This is a genomic window from Roseateles chitinivorans (genome assembly GCF_050632235.1).
Taxonomy (GTDB): Bacteria; Pseudomonadota; Gammaproteobacteria; order Burkholderiales; family Burkholderiaceae_C; genus Roseateles; species Roseateles chitinivorans_A.
This window is the reverse complement of record NZ_CP192584.1, coordinates 371,728-386,295: the sequence shown is the minus strand read 5'-3', so window position 1 is coordinate 386,295 and position 14,568 is coordinate 371,728. Positions and strand designations below refer to the sequence as shown.

8 protein-coding genes are annotated in these 14,568 nt (G+C 68.1%); 1 reads left to right on the top strand and 7 read right to left on the bottom strand.

All coding sequences use genetic code 11. From position 1 onward, the window contains the following. Positions 1–84: 84 nt before the first annotated feature. Positions 85–1,524: an efflux transporter outer membrane subunit gene (locus ACQ859_RS01595; RefSeq protein WP_431264323.1), complete on the top strand. Its 1,440-nt coding sequence runs from the start codon at positions 85–87 to the stop codon at positions 1,522–1,524. 67 nt (positions 1,525–1,591) lie between these two features. Here ACQ859_RS01595 and ACQ859_RS01590 read toward each other — a convergent pair whose 3' ends face one another. From ACQ859_RS01590 to ACQ859_RS01560, 7 genes are all read right to left on the bottom strand, one after another. Beyond that, positions 1,592–3,718, bottom strand: coding sequence for an alpha/beta hydrolase domain-containing protein (locus ACQ859_RS01590; protein WP_431264322.1), 2,127 nt, complete (start codon positions 3,716–3,718; stop codon positions 1,592–1,594). A 65-nt stretch (positions 3,719–3,783) separates the two neighbouring features. After that, positions 3,784–4,605, bottom strand: coding sequence for a LytR/AlgR family response regulator transcription factor (locus ACQ859_RS01585; RefSeq protein WP_431264321.1), 822 nt, complete (start codon positions 4,603–4,605; stop codon positions 3,784–3,786). An 80-nt stretch (positions 4,606–4,685) separates the two neighbouring features. Then, entirely contained in the window at positions 4,686–5,861 is a 1,176-nt protein-coding gene (locus ACQ859_RS01580) for a sensor histidine kinase (RefSeq protein WP_431264320.1), read from the bottom strand. Positions 5,862–5,958: 97 nt separating this feature from the next. After that, positions 5,959–6,714, bottom strand: coding sequence for a class II glutamine amidotransferase (locus ACQ859_RS01575; protein ID WP_431264319.1), 756 nt, complete (start codon positions 6,712–6,714; stop codon positions 5,959–5,961). A gap of 44 nt (positions 6,715–6,758) precedes the next feature. Then, entirely contained in the window at positions 6,759–8,006 is a 1,248-nt protein-coding gene (locus ACQ859_RS01570) for an NAD(P)/FAD-dependent oxidoreductase (RefSeq protein ID WP_431264318.1), read from the bottom strand. Between the two features lie 126 nt (positions 8,007–8,132). Next, a complete protein-coding gene (locus ACQ859_RS01565; RefSeq protein ID WP_431264317.1) occupies positions 8,133–10,748 on the bottom strand; it encodes a TonB-dependent receptor in 2,616 nt (871 codons plus the stop codon). A 581-nt stretch (positions 10,749–11,329) separates the two neighbouring features. After that, entirely contained in the window at positions 11,330–14,275 is a 2,946-nt protein-coding gene (locus tag ACQ859_RS01560; RefSeq protein WP_431264316.1) for a TonB-dependent receptor domain-containing protein, read from the bottom strand. Between the last annotated feature and the right edge of the window lie 293 nt (positions 14,276–14,568).

The following is a 14,568-nucleotide window of genomic DNA, read 5'->3' as shown; positions in this document are numbered from 1 at the left end:
TCGATGCCGCCGCCCATCCGTTCCATCCGGGCGTCGACGACGCCGACACGCCCAAGGGCGGCACGCCTTCGCCGAAGGGGGCGCATGATGTTCTACCGAGTCTCTCTGATGGCCGCCGCGGCGGCCGCGACGGTGGCGCTCACGGGCTGCTCCACGGCTCCGGCGCCGAAGAAGTCGGAAGTCGCGGTGGCCGGCGGCTTCGCCAACGCGCCGCAAGGTGACGGCGCCACGCTGGCGCAGGCGCCGGTCGGCCGCTTCTGGCAGGGCTTCAACGACAGCGGGCTGGACGCGCTGGTGAACCGCGCGCTGCAGGCCAACACGGACCTGCGCATCGCGTCGGCCAACCTGCGTGAGGCGCGCGCGCTGTCGCGCTTCGCCGATGCGCAGCTGTTCCCGACCGTCGACCTGACGGCCGGTGCCGGCCGCGTCCGCGCGCCGGACTCCCAAGGCAATCCGCAGAGCAACAACGCGTTCTCGGTCGGTTTCGACGTGCGCTGGGAGGCGGACCTGTTCGGTCGCCTGTCCGACGAGCGCCGGGCCACCGCGGCCGAGCTGCTCGCTGGTGAAGCGGGTCTGCGTTCGGCGCAGGTCAGCGTCGCGGCGGAAGTGGCGCGCAACTACTTCGAGCTGCGCGGCCTGCAGGAGCAGCTGCGCGTGGCCCAGCAATCGCTGGAGACGCAGCAGGGCGCGCTGAAGCTGGTGGCTGGCCGCCAGGAAGCGGGCCGCGGCAACGGCTTCGACACCGAGCGCGCTCGCGCGCTGGTGCAGAGCACGGCGGCGACGATTCCCGCGCTGGAGATGTCGCTGGCGCGCACGCGCTACCGTCTGGCCGTGCTGACGGGCCAACCGCCGACGGCGCTCGACGTGGAGCTGTCCGACGTCAAGCCGCTGCCGGGTCTGAAGACGATCGCGCTCGACCGCATCGGCACGCCCGAGGATCTGCTGCGCCGTCGTCCTGACGTCCGCGCTGCGGAGGCGCAGGCCGCCGCGGCGGCGGCGCGGGTCGGCGTGGCCCGTTCGTCGATGTTCCCGCGCATCACGCTGGGCGGCACGATCGGCCAGAACGCGACGCGCATCGGCGACCTGGGCGATGGTCCGGCCTATGCGTACAACCTCGGCGCGCAGCTGGTGTGGAACCTGCTCGACTTCGGCCGCATCCGCGCGCAGATCGCGGCGGCGGACGCGCGCAACGAGGCGGCCTTCGTCAGCTACGAGCGTACCGTGCTTGCCGCGCTGGAGGAGACCGAGGGCGCGCTGGTGACCTACAACCGCAGCCAGCAGCAGGCGCAGGCGCTGTTCGACGCGGCCGTCTCGGCGGAGCGCGCGGCCAACATCGCGCGTGAACGCTTCAAGGTCGGCATCAGCGATTTCCTCGCGGTGCTGGACGCCGAGCGCGAACTGCTGACCGCGCGCAACCAGCTGGCGCAATCGCAGACGGCGGCGGCGACCTCGCTGGTCGGCGTCTACAAGGCGCTGGCGGGCGGCATCGACGTCGAGGCGCCTGCGCCGACGGCGATGCGCTGAGGCGGGTTCCGCCACAACGAAAAAGGGGCTTCGGCCCCTTTTCCTTTTCCCGCCTGCGATTTCCATGTCAGCGCAACACGTCGCTGTCCTTGGCCTCCTTCAACAGGCGCGCACGATCGGTCGGGAGCAGAAAGCCCAGCGCCGCCGCACGGTCCGCGGCAGCTTGCACGGCCGCGACGTAGCCCGCGTGATTGCGATAGCGCTCTTCGAGTGAGCGGCGCGGATCCCCGTTGGCCTCGCGCTCCGCGCGCGTCCGCGCGAACGGCACGTAGCCACCGGCGTAGTTGCAGACCTGTCCCGCGTGGATGCCAGCGGCTGTGATGTTCCAGCCGAGGTAGGTGCCCAGCGGCGCCATCGACAGCACCGTCGGTACGCCGCCCACCTCGTTGCCATCGGCATCGACGCGCGGCACCTTCGCCGGCAGCACGCGTTTGATCTTCGGTGGAATCTGGTCGGGAACACCGGATGCTTCGACGCGGTCAAAACCTGGCCCCCAGTCGTAATCGAAGACGGGGAAGATGAAGTTCTCCGGCAGGAAGACGCGCTCCGGAATGCCCGGCACGCCGCGGGGGAACCCCATCGCCTCGCGCGTCGGCTCGACGAGCTCGCCGCGCGACAGCATCGGATACCGGCTCGGCGGCGGGGGCGTGCCCTTGAGCACCCAGTCGCGCATCGCCGCGCTCAGCAGGTTGCGCAGCTCGCGATGCGGCAGCGGATTGGGCGCCAGCGTCGCCTGCCCGAAGTTGTTGCCCGGACAACTGAACGACGCACTCTCCGGTTCGTGCCGGAAGCCTCCCGCTCCGCCGCCATGCGGGCTGCCGGCGACGTAGTAGCGGCGCACGTTCGGCGCGAGCGGGATGTCGACGTCTGCGGACGATCCGACCCACGCCAGCGACAGCTTCAATGCGTAGACCTCCGCGGCGCCGAAGTGCTCGAACACCTTGGGACAGGTCTTGCTCGCGGTGCAGCGGGTCAGCAGTCCCTTGGCGGGCAGGTCTCGCGCCTTGTCCGGCCAGTCGACCCACCATTGCGGGCCTTCGCTGCCCATCTGGAAGACCTCCAGCACGCCGTCCGGCTGCGCCCAGCGGGCATTCGCGGCGACGCGGCGGCCCGCGATGATGGCCCAGGCGCCATCGTGGATCTGACGGCCTGCCTCGTCCTGGTTCAGGCCCATGAACAGGAACTGCCGGACCATGTTCCCCGACTGCGAGACGCCGCGGATCGCGCTGCCGCGCACCTGGCCGGCGATCGGGTTGGGCGTGCCGGTGTCGTCCGCCTTCGTGTGGCGGAAGAACGCGCCGACGTCGCGGAACGCGGCCATGCCGACGCCCAGCACGTAGGCATTCCCTGCCGTGTAGACGAGCTGGTAGACCTTGTCCGCCTCGAAGCCGTTGCGAAGGCACACGTGGACCGGCAGGTTGGCCGGCGCGCGCGACGGATCGATGTCGATCGGCGTGCCAGGGAAGGGTTGTGCGCGATCGCAGCGGGCGAAGGCCCAGTCCTTCGGATCGACGGTGCCGGCGGTCGTGATGCGGCCGTCGACGGTCTCCTTCGTGTGGACGGTCAGCGTCGCGCGGGCCGTGTCCAGCGAAACCGGCAGGTAGGGCATCGGATTGCCCTGGACCATCAGCGGCTGCGAGTCCGGGCCACCGCGATTGACGACGCGCGCCATCACCGGGCCGGTCACCGGCTGGCCGTCGATGCGCGCGACGGGCACACGGACGTAGTGGTTGAGCGCCGCTTCCGGCCGCGTGCGCGGCACGCCGGTGTTGCCGGCGTTGTCGGCCTGCCAGCCGCTGCGCAGGCCGATGTCGCCAGCGGCCAGCTCGCCCGGTTGCAGCCGGACCTCACCGCCGCGGTTGGGCACGTCGTGCCACAGGAAGCCGCTCGGACTTCGGCGACCGACGGGTCGCGTGAGCACCCAGTTCGTCTCGTAGCGCACGAGGCCGTCGGCATCCGCGCCGAGCCTCAGGTCGGTGATCACCGCGTTGTGCGGGTCAGCCGGATCGAGCTCGCCGAATGCGCGCCCGCGGATGCGTTCGTAGCCGCGCTGTTCGCCGATCAGCGGCGCTACCTCGTCGACGAAGATGCGCGTCACGCGAGCCTGCGCCGCGCCCGCCGCGAGCAGCCCGAGGGTCGTGGCCGTCAGCACCAGCGCCGCCGGAAAGCGACCTCGCGGTCTTGCGTTGTCCATCGCCGAGTCCTCCACCTTGCGCTTCCTGATGAAGCCCGGGTTTTACCTCGGCGGGCGACCGCGCATCACTGGCCCTTGAACAAGCCCTGGAACTGCCGCGACACCGGCAGCTTCTCCACGCAGCCCTTGAGCGAGAGCTGCATCGTGTTCTCGTCGACGCGCGTCGCGCTGGTGATGAAGCGGCTGTTGACCAGCACCGAGCGGTGCACCTGCCAGAACACGCCGGGGTCGAGGTCGCCGAGCAGCTCCTTGAGCGCGGTGCGGATCCAGGCCTCGCCGTCGCGATGGACGACACGGGTGTAGCGGCTGTCGCTCTGGAAGAACAGGATGTCGTCGGGCGCGATCAGCTGGATCTCGCGACCCTGGCTGGCCTGGATGGGCCGCATCGCGGGACGCTGAGCGGGCAGCAGCTGGCGCAGCAGCTCCAGCGTCGCCGCGGGCATCGCCGGCAGGGTTGCGCCGCGGATCCCGTCGTCGTCCGATCCTTCGTCGTCCGTCACGGCACCTGGCGAGGCCTTGCGTTGTCTCAGACGCTGCAGGCACTGCTCGAGCCGCGCATCCTCGACCGGCTTGAGCACATAGTCGACGGCACCCGCCTCGAAGGCCGACAGCGCATGGTCGCCGTAGGCGGTGACGAACACGACCTGCGGCGGCTCCGCCAGCTGCGACAGGCGCTGCCCGACATCGAGGCCGGACATGCCCGGCATGCGGATGTCGAGGAAACACAGCTGCGGCTCATGCTCAAGGCAGTCATCCCAGGCGTCGCAGCCGTTGACGCTGGCCGCCACGATCTCGATCTCCGGCGCCAGCCGCGCCAGCGCGGCGCGCAGCTGCTCGCGCGGGCCTTCCTCGTCGTCCGCGATCAGGGTGCGGATCTTCGTCGTCATGTGGTCTCCCCCGTGTATCCCTGGCCATGTCCTTCGAGGCGTCCTGGCGACATTCGCCGGGTCCGCTCGATCCGTGATCGTCAGGCGCTCGGCACCTCGACCCACGCCAGGCAACCCGGCGCGTCCTCGGAGCCCGGCTTCAGCCCCAGCGCGGCGCGGGTGCCGAACTGGGCCTTGAGCCGCTCCCGCGTGTTCGCCAGGCCCAGGCCCTCGCAGGCGCCCGGTGCCAGGCCCTGGCCGCCGTCCTGCACCTCCAGGCGCAATCGCCCGTCCGCCGCCTTCACCCGCACGGCGATGTGCCCGCCGCGCAGGCTGGGCTCGATGCCGTGCGTGATCGCGTTCTCCGCCAGCGTCAGCAGCGTGCCGGGCGGCAGGCTGGCGTGGGCGATCGCGGTCCGGGCCGTCTCGTCCGTGTCCAGCGACCAGCTCAGCCGCTGCCCCAGCCGCGCCTGCATGATGTCCAGGTAGCTGCGCACGATCTGCAGCTCCTGCTCCAGCGGCAGCCGGTCCTGCTCGAACATCGGCAGCGTCGCCCGCAGGTAGCGCGTGAGCGAGCGCAGCATCGGCCCGGCGCGGTCGTCGCGGGTGTCGACCCAGTGCTGCAGCGAGGCCAGCGTGTTGAACAGGAAATGCGGCTGGATCTGTGCCGTCGCCAGCCGCTGCGCCATCGCGATGCGCTCGTCCTGCGCGTCGAGCTCGGCCAGTCGCGCGCTCAGCTGCTGCGTCCGGTACAGCGTCAGGAACCACCAGGACGACACCGTCAGCGTCATCCCGCCGGCGACGAAGGGCAGCAGGTCGCGGGCCTCGGCGCGGAACCCCGCCTTCACCATGCCCAGCGTGAACAGCACCATCAGCACGCTGAGCGCGAAGGTGGCGCCGTTGAAGCGGGTGCGGGTCGGCTGGCGCCACAGCCAGCGCGCGACGCCCAGCCCCAGCGACGCCATCCCCAGGCCGCCGATCAGGATCACGTGGGCCAGTTCCCGCGGCAGCATCGTGTAGAAGACCAGCCCCAGCACCAGCACGTTGCTCATCACGTAGCTGTCGATGACGGTGGACCAGGTCTTCAGCCCGGTGCGCGCGATCTCCGCCTCGGTGAAGGTCCGGCGCGGGCCGGGGAACAGCCACTGCGTCCAGTCCGCCTTGCCGGTCCCGGCCGGCGGGGCCGGCGGCGGGGCGGCGGGCGACGGGGAGGGACCGCTCGCGGCGGACGGCTTGGCGTCGGGGACCGCGTCGGCGGAAGCGCTGGGCGAAGTCATGGGGCGAGTCTAGGCGAGGGGGCCGGCGGTCGCCTCCGGATGCGGCGAATGGCGGTTGGCGGGGACGATCGGCCCTGGGTCGCGGTCCGGCGGCGGCTCAGCAGAGCGGCTCGCCGCCCACGAAGACCTTCAGCGTGCCCGGCTCGATCGGAATCCAGGCCTCGCCGCGCGTCAGCGGCTCGGTGGCGACGATCGCGATGCGGTCGTCCTCGGTGGTCTTGGCGGCCAGGTCGACGCTGACGTCCTCGTCCTGCAGGGTCACGTGGCCGAACGGCGGCTGGCGCAGCAGGTAGTGCAGCTTGGTCGAACCGTGCGCCCACAGCGCCTGGCCGTTGGACAGCAGCATGTTGAAGGTGCCGTGCCCGTTGAGCCGCGGCAGCAGCTCGCGCAGCGTGTGGTTCAGCTCCTCGATCGCCGGCATGTCGGCGTGCGCCTTGGCCAGCTCCTGCATCAGCCAGCAGAAGGCCTGCTCGCTGTCGGTCTGGCCGACCGGCTTGAACGCCGCGTGCAGCCGCGGCGCGAAGCCCTTCAGGTCGCCGTTGTGCGCGAACACCCAGTAGCGTCCCCACAGCTCGCGCACGAACGGATGGGTGTTCTCCAGCGAGACAACACCCTGCGTCGCCTTGCGGATGTGCGCGATGACGACGTCGCTGCGGATCGGGTAGGTCTTGACCAGCTCCGCCAGCGGCGACACCCGGGCGCTGTGGTGGTCGACGAAGTGCCGCAACCCGCGGCCTTCGAAAAACGCGATGCCGAAGCCGTCCTTGTGCTCGTGCGCCCGTGTCGCCAGACCGGCGAAGCTGAACATCACATCGGTCGGTCGGCGGGCGTTCATGCCCATCAGCTGGCACATCGCGGTCTCTCCAGGCTCAGGTCGCTGCGCTCATCATGCACGGGTCATTCCAGGAACAGACGCGTGATGCCCTTCAGGCTGACCAGGTTGCCGGGGTTGCTGGTCTCGTTGAGCACGCCACTCATTCGCTTCAGCAGACGCGGGCTCTTCTGCGCGCGCCAGATCAGCAGGTCGGCCAGCCAGGGGAAACGGTTGACGCGATTGCCGCGCTCGTACAGGTCGTACTTCGGCTGCAGCGCGCGCAGGCCTTGTTCGTACTGCTCGCGGACCTGGGCGTCGACGGCGGCTGCCGTGGTGCCCGCGCGGTGCGCGAGGATGGCTTCCGCGGCCAGCAGGCCGGTCTCCATCGCCTTGCCGATGCCTTCGCCGGTGAACGAGTAGGTCGAACCCGCCGCCTCGCCGGTGACCAGCAGCCCGGGCCGCGTCCAGCGCGCGCCGTTCAGCGTGCAGCGCAGCGGCGCGCCCTTGAGCTCGCCGACCAGTTCGCCCTCGGCCATCAGGCGCTTCGCCGGCGGGTAATGCTCGACGAAGGCGTCGAAGATGGCGCGCAGGTTGACGTCCTTCTTCTGGCCCTTGCCGGCCATGTCCTTGTGGCTGTCGGTCACGCCGACGCCGATGTTGAAGCTGCCGTCCGGTGCCGGGAAGATCCAGCCGTAGCCCGGCTGCACCGGCTTGCACCAGACGACTTCCAGCGCCTTGATCTCGCCGGCCATGGCCGGCGCGCGCACGTACCCGCGTAGCGCGACGCCGCTGGGGGTGTGGCGCTCGCACATGCCGGCGGCCGTCAGCGCCTTGGGCACCGCGCCGGTGGCCAGCAAGACCCAGTCGGCGGCGATCTCGTGGGGCTGGCCGTCGATCGTGAGCCGTGCGCCGCGCACGCGCCCCTGGTCGTCTTCCAGCGCCGCCTCGAAGCGCGCCGGTGCCAGGAAGCGCGCGCCGGCCTCCTGCGCGCCGAGGTTCAGGATCTCGTCGAGCTGCTTGCGCGGCAGCACCGCGAGGTGGCCCGGGACGTCGATCCGGCCGCCGCGCGGGCCGATGCAGCCCACGTGCGCCGAGCGCTGCGCCCTGGCCATCACCCGGTCCAGCAGGCCCAAGCGTTCAAGCGCCTTGTGGGCGTCCGGTATCAGTCCGTCGCCGCAGACCTTGTCGCGGCCCAGCGGCTGCTGGTCGACGAACACCACGTCCAGGCCGGCCCTGGCCAGCCAGCGTGCGGCCGCGCTGCCGGCGGGGCCGGCGCCGATGATGAGGACCTGACAGGCGGCGGGCAGCACCGCGGACGACTCGAGGGACATGGTTCGGACGGCAACGAAAACGGCCATTCTAGGGAGGCTGGCCGAAAAAAGCGGGAGGTTGCCCTCCCGCTTCGGTGCCGCGCTGCCGCGGCGATGTATGGACACGGGCCGCGAGGCCCGCCTCGATCAGAACGAGTAGGTCGCGCGCACGTAGTAGGCGCGGCCCGTCGGGTCGGCGTAGCGCGAATCCCAGCCGCCACCCTGGAAGAGGTCTTCCTGGTTGGTGTACGGCGGATCGCGGTCGAACAGGTTGCGCACGCCCAGCACCAGCGAGATGCTCTTGGTCGGCGCCCAGCTGCCGTACAGGTCGAAGGTCGTGTACGACGGCGCACGGGCGTGGCTCGACGGGTCGAAGTCGGCGTAACCCGACTTGTAGCGCATGACCGCGCCGGCGCCGAACTGGTCGTAGTGCCAGTTCGTCGTCAGGTTGTGCTGCCAGCGGAAGATCGGGCCCGACTCGCCGTAGTTGCCCACGTTGCTCACCCAGTAGCCGTCCTTGAAGTCCTGGAACTCGTACTTGGCGACGTAGGTGCTGTTCAGCCCGAAGTCGAACTGGCCGATCGGGCTGTTCAGGCGGTACTGACCGCTGAAGTCGATGCCGTTGGTGCGCACCTTGCCCAGGTTGAGCTCGGTCGTGTCCACGTAGCCGCAGTTCGGTCCCGGGCAGTTGCTGGCGAGGGACAGCGTGTCGCCGGGGCCGAAGTGGAAGTACTGCTGCAGCGCCGGGAAGTTGTAGTAGTTGTTGAACAGCGCGAACTGCGGGATCGCGCCGATCTTGTCCTTCAGGTGGATCCACCAGAAGTCCACGCCGACGCTGGCGTTGGCCACCGGCTCGAAGACCACGCCCAGGGTGGCGCTCCTGGACTTCTCGGGGCGCAGGTTCTTGTTGCCCGCGTTCAGGACCTGGAACTGGCCTTCGCACTGGCTGCCGTTCTCGCCGTCCTTGCACAGCAGCGGGTTGGCGTAGGTGCCGCCGGTGTTCGTGAACGCCGGGTTCGCGTACAGCTCATACAGCGTCGGGGCGCGGAAGCCGGTCGAGGCCGAACCGCGGAACAGCAGTTCCTTCATCGGCTGGAAGCGGAAGCTGACCTTGGGGTTGGTCGAGCTGCCGAAGTCGCTGTATTTGTCGTAGCGCAGCGAGCCGGTCAGGTCCAGGGACTTCAGCACCGGCACGTTCAGTTCGCCGTACAGCGCCGAGACGTTGCGCGAGCCGGTGGCCCGCGCCGTCGGGTCCACGCCGGTGGAGGCGGAAACCTTGGACGCGAAGTCGGTGTTGGAGGCCGAGGTGAACTTCTCATGGCGGAACTCGACGCCCAGCGCGAGCTGCGACGGCCGGCCGGCGTTGAACCAGTCGGCCAGGTCGCGGCTGGCGTGCGCGCTCACGTTGGAGACCTCGCCCTTGGCGGATTCCAGCAGGCCGTTCAGCGCGGCTTGCGCCAGCAGGGCGGAGCCCACGGCATCCTGGTCGCCGAACGGGTTGATGCGGCCGTCGGCCAGGCCGGCGGCGATCAGATCGCCGTCGCCGTAGCCGCTGACCAGGTACTGGTCGACCTTGTTGCGGTTGTAGGCCAGGGCGACCGAGTAGTCCCAGCCCATGCCGTTGCCGTCGGCGGACAGCACCAGGCGCTGCTGGTTGTTCTTGTTGGTCTGACCGCGCGAGCCGTTCGGGAAATCTCGCCAGTAGACGTCCACCGGCTTGGTGATGTCGATGTTGGAGCCCGCGGGCGGCACCGGGTAGTACTTGGTGCCCGGGTTCACCGCGTAGCCGCCGTAGGGCACGGGGGCGACGAAGGTGGTGACGCGGTTGGAGGCGGCGAACAGCTCGGCGCCCAGCGTCAGGTTCTCGTTGACCAGCAGCGAGCCCTTGAGCATGCCGGAGGTGTTTTCAGACGCCGGGATGAAGTCGACGAACGACGCCGTCACCAGCTTGCAGGTGTCCTTGGACAGGATCATCTGCTCGCCGCTGCAGGCGGTGCCGGTGGGGTTGTAGAAGGTCTTGCTGTCCTGCGTGTAGTTCGCCGGCGAAGTGCTGGACGACAGGCCGCCCGGGATGCGCTTGTTGAAGTCGCGCTCGGTGCCGCCGATCGCATCCTGCTTGCGGTAGGACAGCGAACCGAAGACGTTGAAGCCCTGCTTCTGCAGGTCGCCGTAGCCGAAGCCGGCGCTCATGCTGCGCGACTTGCCGCCGGTCTTTTCCGGGGCGTCGGCGCCGACGGTGATCGTGCCGCCCTGGTAGTTGGACTTGGTGATGAAGTTGATCACGCCGCCGATCGCGTCGGTGCCGTACAGCGCCGAGGCGCCGTCGCGCAGCACTTCGATGCGCTCGATCGCTGCGAACGGGATCATGTTCAGGTCGGGCGCGGTGCCATCGACGGCGTTGTTGGCGATGCGCTGGCCGTTCAGCAGCACCAGCGTCTTGTCGGCGCCGATGCCGCGCATGTTGGCGAACGAGGCGCCGCCGGTGTTCGAACCGATCGATTGCGCCGCGTTGGTCGTGGCCTGCACCGACGACAGGTTGGCCATGACTTGTTCGACGGAGGTGATGCCCGACTTCTTCAGGTCGTCCATCTTGACCACCGTCACCGGGACGGCGGTCTCCGCGTCGACGCGCTTGATGGCGGACCCGGTCACGACGACCCGCTCGAGCTGGGTCTGGTCCGTCTGGTTTTGAGCCAGCGCCGAGAAGGACGCGGCCGCAAGGGTGGCGGCGACTGCCAGGCTCACCGCGTTCAGTTTGTACATATCTGCACCTCAAAGGGGAGAAGGCTCGCCCTCCTTGTGGGTGCGGCGAACCGGAAATGAAACGGCCCCGCATCGCGAGGCCTGAACCAAAGTGTGCGGACGATTGACTAAAGGTCATAGGCCATCGTTCGATAAGCGCACCTATTAACGGAAGCCCCACGCAAATCGGCGGCAATGGAGGGTTTTCACTGACAGGTTGATGACGATTCGGTCGTGTCGATGCGACAAAACAGGTTTTTACGACTGCTTTACACGTACGGAAATGTCGGAATAGATTTTTTGACCATTTGTTCGAAGGTCGCGCATCACGTGAGATGGCCGTTAATTTGTGCGAAATGGATGTTTTGAAGAAACCACACCTGTGCTGGTTCGAGGGACGTTGTCGGCAGTAACTCTTTTGAAGATCAATGGGTTATCAAATTTGTAAATGAGCGTGAACATGGCATTTTCCAAATAGCAATGAATTCCATGGCCAATCTGCGCTAAGCATTTCAGATCGGGATCGTCAGGACGAAAAAAACGCCCCGTGAGGGGCGTTTCGTATGCATACAGCAGGCGGCTGGGCCGCCTGACCGTGGCGATCACAGGCTGTAGCGCAGGCCGATGTAGTAACGGCGGCCGATGGCGTCGTAGATCGCGGCGGTTTCCGCGCCGGTCACGTTGCCCGGCAGACCGGAAATCACCGGCGCCGGCTTGGTGTTGAGCGCGTTGTCGATGCCCAGGTAGATCTGGGTCGACTTGCCGATCTGGTAGGTGCCTTGCAGGTCGAGGTAGTACTTTTCCTTGACCGACGCTTGGTTCTTCGTCGGGATCGTCACCCACAGGTCGGGGTTGTTGATGAACGTGTCGTCCAGGTGCGACTTGCCGATGTAGGTCGTGGTCGCCGACAGGCCCCAGGCGCCGATGTTGTAGCCCAGGTTCAGCAGCCAACGGTTCTTCGGCTGGCCGATCTCGCCGTCGAAGCGGTCTTCCTGCGAGTCCGGCGTCGGCTTGTTGTAGGCCTTCTTCATGAAGGTGTACGACAGGCGCGAGTTGAACATGCCGCCGCCCAGACGCGTTGCGTAGGTAGCGGTCACGTCGATGCCCTCGACGAAGTCGCCGCCGGTGTTGGCGTTGGTCTCGTCGATGAACTCCAGCGAACCGGCGCTGTTGGCACCCTGGTCCGTCGGACGGCGGGTGATGTACTGGCAGTACGTCGCATCGCCGTTGTAGCACTGGGTCAGCGCGTACTGGCGTCCCGGGGTGTTGATCGCGTCCTTGATCTTGATGCGGTAGTAGTCCGCCGTGAAGGCCAGGTTGCGGACCAGGTCGCGTGGCGTCACCACCAGACCCAGGGTGAACGAGCGGCCCTTCTCGGCCTTCAGGTTCGGGTTGCCGCTGTCGAAGCCGCTGACGCCCTGGGCGTCGGCCTGGTTCAGTGTGAACTTGCCGTTGGCGGCGACGTTCGCCGCCACGCCCGGATCAGCCAGGCAGCGCGTGGCGCGCGTGCTCTGCTCGGCGGCGGTGACGCCCGTGCAGGGGTCGACGAGGCCGGTCGGGAAGGTCTGGCTCGGCGCCTGGTACAGCTCGCCGATGTTGGGCGCGCGGGTCGACTGCGCGAGGCTGGCACGGACACGGAAGGTCGTGTTCAGCGCCCAGTCCAGGCCGCCGTTCCAGCTTGTGGTGCTGCCGACGCTCGAGTAACGGCCCTGGCGCACCGCGGCCGTGGCGTCCAGCGTCTTGACCAGCGGCAGGTTCTTCAGCAGCGGGAAGCGGCCTTCGACGAACAGTTCCTTGACGTTGAAGCTGCCGGCGGTGTTCGGCAGGGCGTTGCCGGCGTTCAGGCCGGTCTGCGTCAGCGCGTCGAACTCGGTGCTGGACGATTCCTTGCGGTATTCACCACCGAACGCGACGCCCACGGGGCCCGCCGGCAGTTCGAAGGGTTCGCCGGAAACCGAGAAGCCGCCCAGGGCCTGCGTGGTCTTGGTGTTCAGCGACGACGGGGCGTGCAGGTAGGCCGCGGCGGCGGGGCTCAGCGTGTTGGCGCCGAACACGTTCGCCGGGACGCAACCCTGCGCACGGGCCACCGGGTCGATACAGATGACTTCGGTGCGGTTGCCGTTGTTGTTGACGTCGTTGACGTCGGTCATCACGGCCAGCGCGTTGCGGAAGTTCATGACGTTGACCTGGCCGGTACCGGTCTGACCTTCCTTCGTGAAGCCGTAGCCCAGGTAGGTGTCGTAGTTCCAGTTCTTGCCGATCTCGCCCTTGACGCCGCCGATCACGCGCAGGGTGTCGCGATCCGCCTTGTTGCCACGCACGGCAATGTCCGACATGCGGCGGTTGAAGCTGAAGTCCTTCAGGCCGTCACCGTCGCGGTCCACCGCGTTGTTGTAGATCGTGTCGGGCACCAGCGGGTTGCGGACCTTGACGCCGTTCACCAGGTTCTCGGCAGGGATGAAGCCGCTGTCGATGATGTCGGTCGACGCCAGCGGGTACGGTTCCAGACGTGTCTTGGTCTTGGTCGAGGCGTAGTTGCCTTCGAAGAACACCGAGTGCGATTCGTTGAGGTTGAAGTCGCCCTTGGTCGCGAGCATCAGGCGGTCGGTCGGGATCGCGATGGTGCGGTAGGCCGAGCGGTCGAAGCCGGTCGCGCCGACGCCGTCGCCATTGGGGCCGTTCGTCGACACCGGGATCTGGTTGCCGCTCTTGTCGTAGGTGAAGGAGCTGTTCGTGCCGCCCGCGTTGCGGTAGGTGAAGACACCCTGGGGCGCGAAGCTCGAGTAGAACGGACGGGTCGGGACGAAGATGTCGGCCGGCTCGCCGGTGAAGCCCGAGGTGGTGTACTGGTCGACCGCCGCGAAGTCGCGATCACGCGAGTACACGGCGCCCTGCTTGGACCCCGACAGGTTGAACATCAGGTTGCCGCGGTTGTCCGGGGCATTCATGCCGAAGGTGGCGCTGAACTTGCGCTTGGTGTCGTCGCCCTTCTGGCTTTCACCGACCTGAGCGTCCAGGATCATCCCCTGGAAGTTGCGCTTCAGGATGATGTTGACCACGCCGGCGACCGCGTCCGAGCCATAGGTCGACGAGGCGCCGCCGGTCATGACCTCGACGCGTTCGATGAAGTCGGTCGGGATGCTGTTCAGGTCGACCGCGCTGTCCCCGGGCACGCCCGAGACGTAGCGGCGGCCGTTGACCAGCACCAGCGTCCGGTTGGAGCCCAGGTTGCGCAGGTCGATGGTGGCGACACCGGCGCTGGACGTCGAGAAGTTGGAGTTGGTGCGGCTGATGCCCGGGGTGCCGAACACCGGGTTCTTCAGCAGCAGGTCCTGCAGGTTGGCCACGCCGGAAGCGGCGATTTCAGCGCCCGTCAGGACCTGGATCGGCGCCGGCGATTCGGCGTTCAGCGACAGGATGCGGCTGCCGGTGACTTCCACGCGCTCCAGCTGCTGCTGCTGGGCGGGGGCGGTGCTTTGTGCGAAGGCGGCGGAGTAGACGCTCAAGCAGGCCAGCGCGGCCAAGCTGATCGAACGACGTTGAAACATGAGAGCTCCTCGTGGGAAAGCGTTGACCAAAGTCCGCCGGCCGCCCCTTGTCGTGGTCGCTCGATTGTTCGATGGGGGTGCCCGGAGTCGTTCCCGTGGGAGCCGGCGGCGATGTGGAACCAGTGTCAATTAATGGAACGAGATCGCCCTCACGGGTTCGTACCAATTGAGCGCTTTCCGCGGCGCGGGGCTGGCCTCCCGGCCAACCGGGTTTGGCCCCATGACCAGCGGTATCCCTATGACAACAGGCATGGGTGACCTCTGGCCAGCGTCACTTCTGTGTCACCGATGAA

What these genes read in the sequence shown, in the direction of transcription:
- ACQ859_RS01585 (WP_431264321.1), bottom strand. Translation starts at nt 4,605, where the DNA reads ATGACGACGAAGATCCGCACCCTGATCGCGGACGACGAGGAAGGCCCG.
- ACQ859_RS01595 (WP_431264323.1), top strand. Translation starts at nt 85, where the DNA reads ATGATGTTCTACCGAGTCTCTCTGATGGCCGCCGCGGCGGCCGCGACG.
- ACQ859_RS01575 (WP_431264319.1), bottom strand. Translation starts at nt 6,714, where the DNA reads ATGTGCCAGCTGATGGGCATGAACGCCCGCCGACCGACCGATGTGATG.
- ACQ859_RS01565 (WP_431264317.1), bottom strand. Translation starts at nt 10,748, where the DNA reads ATGTACAAACTGAACGCGGTGAGCCTGGCAGTCGCCGCCACCCTTGCG.
- ACQ859_RS01590 (WP_431264322.1), bottom strand. Translation starts at nt 3,718, where the DNA reads ATGGACAACGCAAGACCGCGAGGTCGCTTTCCGGCGGCGCTGGTGCTG.
- ACQ859_RS01580 (WP_431264320.1), bottom strand. Translation starts at nt 5,861, where the DNA reads ATGACTTCGCCCAGCGCTTCCGCCGACGCGGTCCCCGACGCCAAGCCG.
- ACQ859_RS01570 (WP_431264318.1), bottom strand. Translation starts at nt 8,006, where the DNA reads ATGTCCCTCGAGTCGTCCGCGGTGCTGCCCGCCGCCTGTCAGGTCCTC.
- ACQ859_RS01560 (WP_431264316.1), bottom strand. Translation starts at nt 14,275, where the DNA reads ATGTTTCAACGTCGTTCGATCAGCTTGGCCGCGCTGGCCTGCTTGAGC.